9 protein-coding genes are annotated in these 9,600 nt (G+C 68.4%); 4 read left to right on the top strand and 5 right to left on the bottom strand.

All coding sequences use genetic code 11. From position 1 onward, the window contains the following. Positions 1-458 precede the first annotated feature (458 nt). Positions 459-947, bottom strand: a complete 489-nt coding sequence (locus ACLML9_RS13355) for an inorganic diphosphatase (RefSeq protein ID WP_030524167.1) — start codon at positions 945-947, stop codon at positions 459-461. A 172-nt stretch (positions 948-1,119) separates the two neighbouring features. Between ACLML9_RS13355 and ACLML9_RS13350 the strand changes: the two genes are divergently transcribed. Genes ACLML9_RS13350 through hpt form a run of 4 tightly spaced genes read left to right on the top strand, consistent with a single transcriptional unit; the run spans position 1,120 to position 5,343 of the window. Next, positions 1,120-2,625 carry a D-alanyl-D-alanine carboxypeptidase/D-alanyl-D-alanine-endopeptidase gene (locus ACLML9_RS13350; protein ID WP_411945814.1) on the top strand — a complete coding sequence of 502 codons (1,506 nt, stop codon included), beginning with the start codon at positions 1,120-1,122 and terminating at the stop codon, positions 2,623-2,625. A 14-nt stretch (positions 2,626-2,639) separates the two neighbouring features. Beyond that, complete coding sequence (locus ACLML9_RS13345; RefSeq protein ID WP_411945809.1) at positions 2,640-3,755, top strand: zinc-dependent metalloprotease; 1,116 nt, start codon at positions 2,640-2,642, stop codon at positions 3,753-3,755. A gap of 3 nt (positions 3,756-3,758) precedes the next feature. Continuing rightward, complete coding sequence (gene tilS, locus ACLML9_RS13340; RefSeq protein WP_411945808.1) at positions 3,759-4,778, top strand: tRNA lysidine(34) synthetase TilS; 1,020 nt, start codon at positions 3,759-3,761, stop codon at positions 4,776-4,778. Between the two features lies 1 nt (position 4,779). Next, positions 4,780-5,343 (top strand): hypoxanthine phosphoribosyltransferase, encoded by a 564-nt coding sequence (hpt, locus tag ACLML9_RS13335; protein ID WP_411945807.1) that lies wholly within the window; start codon positions 4,780-4,782, stop codon positions 5,341-5,343. Positions 5,344-5,395: 52 nt separating this feature from the next. On the opposite strand, the gene ACLML9_RS13330 is transcribed toward hpt, so the two are convergent. From ACLML9_RS13330 to ACLML9_RS13315, 4 genes are all read right to left on the bottom strand, one after another. Continuing rightward, positions 5,396-6,280, bottom strand: coding sequence for a LysR family transcriptional regulator (locus ACLML9_RS13330; RefSeq protein WP_411945806.1), 885 nt, complete (start codon positions 6,278-6,280; stop codon positions 5,396-5,398). 418 nt (positions 6,281-6,698) lie between these two features. After that, entirely contained in the window at positions 6,699-7,535 is an 837-nt protein-coding gene (locus ACLML9_RS13325; RefSeq protein ID WP_411945805.1) for an SDR family oxidoreductase, read from the bottom strand. Next, the gene (locus tag ACLML9_RS13320; RefSeq protein ID WP_411945804.1) at positions 7,525-9,123 is read right to left on the bottom strand and encodes an aldehyde dehydrogenase family protein; all 1,599 of its coding nucleotides are present in this window, start codon (positions 9,121-9,123) and stop codon (positions 7,525-7,527) included. The genes ACLML9_RS13325 and ACLML9_RS13320 overlap by 11 nt, the downstream gene beginning before the upstream one ends. A 123-nt stretch (positions 9,124-9,246) precedes the next feature. Further along, positions 9,247-9,501, bottom strand: coding sequence for a DUF2277 domain-containing protein (locus ACLML9_RS13315; RefSeq protein ID WP_030524159.1), 255 nt, complete (start codon positions 9,499-9,501; stop codon positions 9,247-9,249). Positions 9,502-9,600: the final 99 nt, after the last annotated feature.

Raw genomic sequence — 9,600 nt, 5'->3', positions numbered from 1 at the left:
CCGAAACGGCGAGACCAAGGGGGCCTCAACCCCGCGGCGCCGCAGGCGCCGCCAATAAACACAGCACCTTCACGAGCAGGTTCACGCTCTCGCCTTCACGAGCGAGCTCGCACCCCACCTTCACGAGCGAGCCCACATGCCCCCACCTTCACCAGCGGCTCACACCCCGCCTTCGTCGGTGGAGCCCACTTCTCCGCCTACCAGGTCAGTGAGAGGCCCCCGCGCTCGCGGGCGGAGGTGCTACCAGGGCTTCGTGGGCAAGCCTGCTTCCCGCCTTCACAGGCAAGCCGCGCACCGACCCTCGCGACGGATGTAGTTGCCTCGCCTTCCCGAATGAGCGTGCCACCTCGCCTCTACCGGGAGCGCCCGCTCACCCCGTGAGCAGAACCCCTGTACCCCGCAGGGCATCACCGGCCTCATGATCCAAGCCGGCTCACAGGAGTTCCGCCCGCCGAGCCTCAGTGCCCTTGTTCTTCCAAACGCTTGAAAGACGCCTGGATCTCGGCCTCCGCTTCCGCCCGGCCCACCCACTCGGAACCCTTGACGAACTTGCCGGGCTCGAGGTCCTTGTACCGCTCGAAGAAGTGCTTGATGGCGGCCAGTTCGAATTCCGGGACGTCGCCGAGGTCCTGGATGTGGTCCCAGCGGGGGTCGCCGGCCGGGACACAGAGGATCTTGTCGTCGCCGCCGGCCTCGTCGGTCATCTTGTACATGGCGACGGGACGCGCTTCGACGATGACGCCCGGGAACACCGAATCGGGCAGCAGGACGAGCGCGTCCAGCGGGTCGCCGTCCTCTCCGAGCGTGTTCTCGATGTAGCCGTAGTCGGCCGGGTAGGCCATGGAGGTGAACAGGAACCGGTCGAGGCGTACGCGCCCGGTTTCGTGATCGACCTCGTATTTGTTGCGTGAACCCTTGGGGATCTCGATGGTGACGTCGAATTCCACGCCAGCTCCTTTCGCTGCTCTCACGATGCGCCGTGGTGGCCGGCTTCGCCGACGCACCCGGTTGTTCGCCGAGAACGGTAGCCGAACACCGATATTGTTGTCGGCGGGCACATGGGTTCAGTGGGGGCTCGGGTGTGATAGTCGCCGGACATGGGAGAAGACGGGCAACGTGGTGGTGCAGGGCGGCAGCGGTAGGTATGGTTCGGCCACGCGCCGACGCCGCCGTGTACGGACGTGGTCGATCATCGTGCTGGTGGTGCTGGCGGGGGCGGCGGCGGTGGCCGCGGTGATCCTGAAACCGTGGACGCCGGAGTTCCGGCACGGTGGGCTCACCATCGCCGCGCCGCCCGCACCGGCCATCGTTTCACCGGAGGTCGCGCCGGCCCCGGATACCGCGCCCGCGCCGAGTGCGGCGGGGGTCGCGGCGGCGCTCGGTCCGGTGGTCGCCAATCCCGATCTGGGTGGTTTCGCCGGATCGGTCACCGATGCGGCCAGCGGCACCGTGTTGTGGAGTGAGCGCGCCGACGAGCCGCGCGTGCCCTCGTCGACGGCCAAGATCATGACCACCGCGGCGGCGTTGCTCACCCTGCCCGCCGATCAGCGAGTGCAGACCAAGGTCGTCGCGGGTTCGGCGCCCAATGAGATCGTGCTGGTGGCCGCGGGTGATCCCACGCTCACCGCCCAACCGGGCGGGCAGGGTTACTACCCGGGTGCGGGGAGTCTGCTGGATCTGGCCGCTCAAGTGCGCAACGCGGATATCCGGGCCGACACGGTCGTGGTGGACACCTCCGTCTATTCGGGCCAGACCATGGCCCGCGGCTGGGATCCGATCGATATCCCCGGCGGCTCCATCGCTCCGCTGGAATCGGTGATGCTCGACGGCGGCCGGCTCGATCCCGCGGGCGAGTATTCGCCGCGATCGGGGACTCCGGCGCTGGATGTGGGCAGGCGGCTGGCCACCGAACTCGGTCTCGACCCGGCCAAGGTGCGTATCGGTTCGGCACCGCAGGGCACCAAACGGCTGGGTGAGGTCGCTTCGGCGCCGCTGCGCGACCGGCTGCGCGACATGATGGTGTATTCGGACAATGTGCTGGCCGAGACCATCGGCCGGGAGGTCGCCCAGGCCACCGGGCGGCCGATGTCGTTCGAGGGGGCGGCGGCCGCGGTGGCGGCGGTGCTGGCCGAACACGGTTTCGGGATGACCGGGGTGACGATGTTCGACTGCAGCGGACTCTCGGTGGACGACCGGATACCCGCCCGGCTGCTGAACCAGATCATCAACACCGCGGCCGGCCCCGAACCGGATGCCGAGCCCACCACCTCCGCTCCCGCCCCGCTCGCGCCGCGGCTGGGTGCGGGCGCGGGCCGGCAGGCGCAGCCGGAACCGGCCGCCGCCACGCTCACGAGCCGTTTGGTGCCGATGCTGGACTATCTGCCGGTCGCGGGCGGTACCGGCTCGCTGAGCAGCAGATATGTCACCCAGAACCAGGGCGGTGCCGGCTGGGTGCGCGCCAAGACCGGAACATTGTCGGTGGCCAGTACGTTGGCTGGTTACGTGCTGGATCGTGACGGCCGGGTCTTGACCTTCACACTGATGTCGAGCGATCGGCCCCCGGAGGTCAGTCGGCCCGCGTTGGACGCCGTCGCGACCACGTTGCGCAACTGTGGATGTTCCTGACGGCTGGAGGGCGCATGACGATTCGACAAGGTCCCGACGGGCCCGGCGCCCGGACAGTGGCCGAGAACGGCGGTTCCGGTCGCGAGCACGAGCGACGTACTTTTGCGGGTTCGGTGGATTGGCGCTGGGCGGCCCGTACCGGTGCCGCGCTGGTACCGGCCGGACCCCGTACCTCCCGGCCGGCCGCGGAGCAGGCGGTAGCCGAGCTGAGCGAGGCCTCGGTGTGCGCCGAGGCGCCCGTGCGGGCGGTGACCGGCCTGCTCGACGACCAGCCCGTTCCCGCGGCGCGGATCGTGGACCGGCCCGGCTGGATCGGGGCGGCGGCCGATTCCATGTCGCAGCTGACCGGCACCGGAACCACGGACCGCGGCCTGTTCACCGGTAAACCGGCCGGGGTGCAGGTGGGCGCCATGCTGGCGTTCCTGTCCACCGCGATCCTGGGCCAGTACGACCCGTTCACCGGTCCGGACGGCACGCTGCTGCTGGTGGCCCCGAATATCGTGGGGGTCGAGCGCTCGCTCGCCGTGCCGTCGGCCGATTTCCGATTGTGGGTCTGCCTTCACGAGGTGTGCCACCGGGTCCAGTTCTCGGCGTCGCCGTGGCTGGCCGGGTATATGCGCGAGAACGTCGAGGTGCTCGGCGAGATCGGTGACGAGGCGACCTCGGAGATGTTGTCCCGGTTGCTCACCGAGGTGAAACTGCGGCGCAGCGGCCAGGTTTCCGACGATCCGGCCTCGCGCGGCGTGGTGGGACTGCTGCGGGCCACTCAGCCGCCGGACCAGCGGGCGGCACTGGACCGGCTGCTACTACTCGGCACGCTGCTGGAGGGGCACGCCGACCATGTGATGGACGCGGTCGGCCCGAGTGTGGTGCCCTCGGTCGAGCAGATCCGGATGGCGTTCGACAAACGCCGGACCCGGCCCGCGAACCCGGTGCAGCGCCTGCTGCGCGCGCTGCTCGGTATCGACGCGAAGGTGGCGCAGTACGTGCGCGGGAAGGCCTTCGTCGACGAGGTGGTGGGCACGGTGGGCATGGAACGCTTCAACATGGTGTGGACCGATGCCGAGACGCTGCCGCGCACCGACGAGATCGACGAACCGCGGCGCTGGATCGCCCGCGTCCTGGACTGAACGGTGCCCTCCGCCCAACAGCGGCCGATCCGGTTACCGGAGACGCCCGCGGTGCTCGGTGTGCGGCAAGCGGTGCGGGCGTGGCTGACCGGGTTCGGCCCGGAGAGTCGGTGTGTGGCCGTCGCCCTGTCGGGCGGCGCGGATTCCCTGGCGCTCACCGCGGCCGCTCTCGCCGAATCCGCGGAAGTGCACGCCTTGATCGTGGATCACCGGTTGCAGGACGGATCGGATGCGGTCGCGGCGACGGCCGCGGCGACGGCCCGTTCACTCGGCTGCCGGTCGGCGCGGGTGCTGCCGGTCGAGGTGAGCGGGCCCGGGGGAATGGAGGCGGCGGCACGGCACGCACGCTACGCGGCGCTGGCGGAGGCGAGATCGGGTCTGCCCGTGCTCTTGGGCCACACCCTCGACGATCAGGCCGAGACCGTACTGCTGGGGCTCGGGCGGGGTTCGGGCGCGCGGTCGATCCAGGGGATGGCCCCGAGCGACGGCCCGTGGGGCCGGCCGCTGCTGGGGGTCCGCCGGGAGACGACCCGGCAGTTCTGCGCCGACCTCGCGCTGACGCCCTACGAGGATCCGCACAACAGCGCCCCCGAGTTCACCCGGGTACGACTGCGCGCCGAGGTGCTGCCCCTGCTGGAGGAGGTGCTCGGCGGTGCGGTGGCGCCGGCGTTGGCCCGGACCGCCGAACAGTTGCGCGAGGACAATGCCGCCCTGGACGCGTTCGCCGGCGAACTGCTGTCGCGGGCCGGCACCGGAACGCCGGTCTGCGCTGTGCTGGCGGAGGCCGCCGCCGCGGTGCGCCGCCGGGCGGTGCGGGCGTGGCTGCTCTCCCAGGGGGTTCCCGGGGTGGCGGGAACACATATCCGCGGTATCGACGACCTGGTGGTGGCCTGGCGAGGGCAGGGTGGGGTGGCCGTGGGGGGCGGTGAGCGGGGGACCCGGTTGGTCGTCGTTCGCGAGCATGGCAGGCTGACACTTGCCCGCACCGATCGGGAACGCCGAGACCGAAGGGAAACCAGTTGACGTGTACGGGGACGATATCGATTCGGTCTTGATCACCGAAGAGGAAATCGCGGCGAAGGTCGGCGAGTTGGCCGAACTGATCGGCAAGCGGTACCCGGCCGACGCGCCGGAGGGCGATCTCCTGCTGATCGGTGTGCTCAAGGGCGCGATTTTCTTCATGACGGATCTGGCCAAAGCTCTGCCGATGCCGACTCAGATGGAGTTCATGGCCGTATCCTCCTACGGATCCTCCACGTCGTCGTCCGGCGTGGTGCGCATCATGAAGGACCTGGACAAGGACATCGCCGGCCGCAATGTGCTCATCGTCGAGGACATCATCGACTCGGGCCTGACCCTGTCGTGGCTGATGCGCAACCTCTCCACCCGCAACCCGGCCTCGCTCGAGGTGGTGACGCTGCTGCGTAAACCCGACGCGCTGCGCACCCAGGTCGAGGTCGCCAATGTGGGGTTCGACATCCCGAACGAATTCGTCGTCGGTTATGGCCTCGACTACGCCGAGCGTTACCGGGATCTGCCCTATATCGGCACGCTCCACCCGCGGGTCTACGGCGGCGAACAGGCCTGAAACGAATCGTGGCCAGGTGGGCGAGCCCATCTGGCCACGATGTTCCGCCGGGTCAGGCCGGGATGGCGGGGGGTGCCGCGAAGCCGCCGGACACGGCCCGCTGGCCGAATTCCAGAATCGTCGGCCGGGTGTCGTCGGCGCGCCAGGCCACTGCGAGCTCGCACGGCGGGAGGCCGGTGACCGGACGGGCGGTGAGTCCGGGCCAGCGGTACATCGGCACATTGTTCTCGGCGAGCAGGCACAGGCCCAGTCCGAGCCCGACGGCCTCGAGCCGGTCCTCGGGGGTGGCTGCTTCCGCGCCGATGGTGGCGGGACGGCCGTTGCGGGCGTCGTTACCGAGCCAGAAATCGCGGGTGGCGCCGGCTTCGGCGGGCAGCGCGACGAACCGTTCGTCGAGCAGATCCGCGAAATCGATCATTTCCTGATTGGCGCGGGGATGGTTCTCCGGCAGGAGCACCCAGCGGCGCTCGGTACGCAGTACCTGCCAGCGGTAGCGGTTCTGGTCGGGCAGGGGCAGCCAGACCAGCGCCAGATCGGCCTGGCGGCCGGCGAGGCCGCTGGACGGGTCGGTCCAGGCGGCGGGGTGCAGGGCCAATCGGTGGCCACTGGCGCTCTCGAGATCGTGCAGCAGCCCACGGCCCAGTGTCGACTGCAGGCCGACGCGCAGGACTTCGCCCGCCTCCTGCAGGGAGCTGTTGGTGGTTTCCCAGAGTTCCAGGATCTTGCGGGCGCCGCTGAGCAGTTCCTTACCGGCAACCGTGAGCGCGACACTGCGCTGGTTGCGATCGAACAGGACCACATCGAGCTGACGTTCCAGCTGCCGGATCTGACGCGACAGGGTCGGTTGGGCGATGTGCAGCCGCTGGGCGGCGTTGGTGAAGTGCAGTTCCTCGGCGACGGCGACGAAATACCGCAGATCGCGCAAATGCGGGTCCATAGCACCTTGCTATCAGAATCGTTGCTGAATTTCCAGCCCTAATTTGTTCAGTGGGTCCGCATATCGGGTCCGAAACAGTCAGCAGGTTTGTTAGTGACAGCTTATGGGGTGGCGCGGTGATGTGCATCATGAGTTCTTCGCATCGCCGACGGTCGGGCACCGCCGGGCGATACGTTGTAAAATACGACGCGTTTGCCGTGGTAGGGGCTGTTTGTCCCGTGCGTGCTGTCACCTCGGCCTATGGAACTGCGGTTCGGTCCGAAGGCGGTCGGGCGAAGCGATTTCGCGCCACCGTGCGATCGACTATGCACGTCAAGTGACATTGATCACAATAGGGTTTCGGTGGGGTCTCGATGGACCCGCGGCGGTGCGTCGCGGCCCTTCCGCTGACGGACCGCGGCCCGGCGACAGCTCCGGCTCAGCTTCCCCGGATCCGCTCCTCGTAGGCCTTGCGCTCATCGGCGTTCACATCGTCGAGGAAGGTCTGGGCCGACCCCATCGACCGCCCCAGGGCGTCACCCATCGACTGCGGTAGCAGGTTCACGAACACCGACAGGGCACCCGCCGCCCGGGTGACGCGAGCCTTGGGCCGGGGCCTGGCGATCAGCCGGACCACCGCCGCCGCGATATCCTCCGGCTCCGCCGCGGGCAGGCCCTTCGGCGCCGCCACCCCGGAACCGAGTTCGGTCCGGGTGAGTGTCGGCAGTACCGACGAGAACGCCACCCCGGTGCCCCGGTACTCCTCGCGCAGGGTGTCGGTGAAACCGAGCACCGCGTGTTTGGAGGCGTTGTAGGTGGCCAGACCCGGAATATGCGTCTCGCCGGCCAGCGACGCGATATTGATGATGTGGCCGCTGCCGCGGGCGAGCATGCGCGCCAGCGCGATCTTGGACCCCAGGATCACGCCGTAGACATTGATTTCCAGTATTCGCCGGGTGATCTGGTCGGTTTCCTCGACCAGCCGCCCGGTCGGCATGATGCCCGCATTGTTGATCAGGACATCGATCGGTCCGATCTCCCGTTCCACATCGTCGAGGAATGTGGTGAAGGACTGGATATCGGTCACGTCGAGCCGGCCGTAGTAGTCGAAATCGTGGTCGGTGCCCGCTTCCTTGACGGTCTTCTCGTCGATATCGCCGATCGCGATCTTGGCGCCCAGTTGCTCCAAGGCGACCGCGGTGGCCAGGCCGATACCGCGGGCGCCACCGGTGATGACGACGACCTTGCCGCGAATGGATTCGGTCTTACTCGCCACGGTTGTCTCCCTTGAGTCGCAGCAGCGCGGGGATATCGATCCGGCGCATACCGCGCGCTCCGGCCGCGCGCATGGCGCCGAGCCCGATCAGGATCTTGTTCAGGTCATACGGCATCCAGGTGAGTTCCCGTTCCTGGGTGGGCAGTATCGGCGTGGTGATCGCCTTGGCCCGGCAGTACTTGCGCACCCCGTTCGGGCCACCCCATCGGGCGCCGACACCGGAATCGCCCCAGCCGCCCATCGGCAGCGCGAAATTGAACAGGTTGGCGAAAACGTCGTTGATATTGACCGCGCCCGCCTGCAACGCCCGCGCGACCCGTTCGCCGCGTGCCTTGTCTCCCGTCCACACCGTCGCGGACAGCCCGTACACGGAGTCGTTCGCCAACCGGATGGCCTCGGCCTCGTCGGCCACCTTCATGACGGGCAGTGTCGGCCCGAAGGTTTCCTCGGTGATACACGACATGGTGTGGTCGACGTCCACCAGCACGGTGGGCTCGAAGAAGGTGCCCACACCCGTCCGCTTGCCCCCGGTCAGGACCTTCGCGCCGGCCGCTACCGCTTCGTCGATATGCCGTTGGACGATGCCGACCTGATTCTCGTTGGCCATGGCGCCCACATCGTTGCGGGGTGTGCGATCGTCGCGGCCCTGTCGCAGGGACTTGACGTTGGCGGTCAGTTTGGCGACGAACTCGTCGTAGACAGGCGCCTCCACATAGACCCGCTCGACCGAGATGCAGACCTGTCCGGAATTGAACATGCCGCCGAAGGCGATGCCGTGGGCGGCGCGGTCGAGATCGGCATCGGCCAGCACGATGGCCGGGTCCTTACCGCCCAGTTCCAGGCTGTAGGGGATCATCCGGGCGGCGCAGGCCGCCGCGATCCGGCGGCCGGTCGCGGTGGAGCCGGTGAACTGGATGTAGTCGGCGTGCTCGACCACCGCCGCGCCGGTGGCGCCCGCGCCGGTGACGACGGAGAGCACCGGGGGAGCGCCGATCTCGGCCCAGCCGCGGGCGAGTTCGAGCGCGGAGAGGGGAGTCACCTCGGAGGGTTTCAGGATCACCGCGGCGCCGGCGGCCAGCGCCGGGATCACATCGAGCAGCGGCATGGCCAGCGGGAAGTTCCACGGCGTGATCACGCCGACCACCGGATACGGCTCGAATACCGTGGTCAGCCGTTTCACCCGGGCCAGCGGACTGTGCGGGGCGGGATGCTCGTCGGCGAGGAATTTGGCGGCGCGGCGCGCGTAATAGCCGATGAGGTCACTGCCGAAGATCGGGTCGATGAGCGAATCGACCCGCGGTTTACCTGTCTCGGACTGTAGGACGTCGGCCAGCACCTCGGTGTTGTCGATGATCCAGTCCTGGAGCTCGAGCAGCCATTCCTTGCGCTCGTCGGCGCCGATGGCCTGCCATGTGCGCTGGTGTTCACGCAACTCGGCGATGGCCGCGACGACCTGCTCGGCCGACATATCCGGTACCGAGCCGACCACCTCGCCGGTGGCGGGATTCAGGACTCGGATCTCCGAGTCCGGAGGCGGGTCCACGGTTTTCACCGTGGCGTCGGGTTGTCCCGATTCGGTTTTGGTCACTGCGTTCTCCCACTGCGTCGTGCTCGGAACCGCTGGGGCCGATCATTGTGAATCAGCTCACCGGATCGATCGTGACACACTGTGCGAGACACCGCGCCCGGTCGCGGTGTCCGATGCCGGGAGCTACTGGGATTCGCGAGCCAACCGGCGCAGTGGCGGCTCGGTTGCCGGGGGCACCCGGCGGTCGGGTAATTCGGCGAGCAGTTCGGTGGTGGCCGCGGCGACGGCGGCGACGGCTTTGTCCACGGCGGGTTTGGTGGCCGAACTCAACCCGGACAGGCCACCGACCTTGCGCACGTACTGCAGTGCGGCGGCATAGATCTCCTGCTCGGTAGCGGCGGGCTCCAGACCTCGCAAGACGGTGATGTTTCTACACATGAATGCACATTAGCGCTGCGGCACAGCCCGTGACAGGCCAAGGAACAAATGTGAAAATACGTTGCCCGGGCCGGGCGGGGCCCGCGCGTCCTAGACTCA

The sequence above is a fragment of the Nocardia sp. NPDC002869 genome (genome assembly GCF_046764065.1).
GTDB classification, from domain to species: Bacteria; Actinomycetota; Actinomycetes; order Mycobacteriales; family Mycobacteriaceae; genus Nocardia; species Nocardia rhamnosiphila.
Note: the sequence above shows the minus strand (reverse complement) of the source record. Positions and strands in the feature narration are given on the sequence as shown.

Bases quoted from the DNA above. Each gene is read 5' to 3' on its own strand.
- ACLML9_RS13345 (WP_411945809.1), top strand. From the start codon at position 2,640: ATGACGATTCGACAAGGTCCCGACGGGCCCGGCGCCCGGACAGTGGCC.
- ACLML9_RS13330 (WP_411945806.1), bottom strand. From the start codon at position 6,280: ATGGACCCGCATTTGCGCGATCTGCGGTATTTCGTCGCCGTCGCCGAG.
- ACLML9_RS13315 (WP_030524159.1), bottom strand. From the start codon at position 9,501: ATGTGTAGAAACATCACCGTCTTGCGAGGTCTGGAGCCCGCCGCTACC.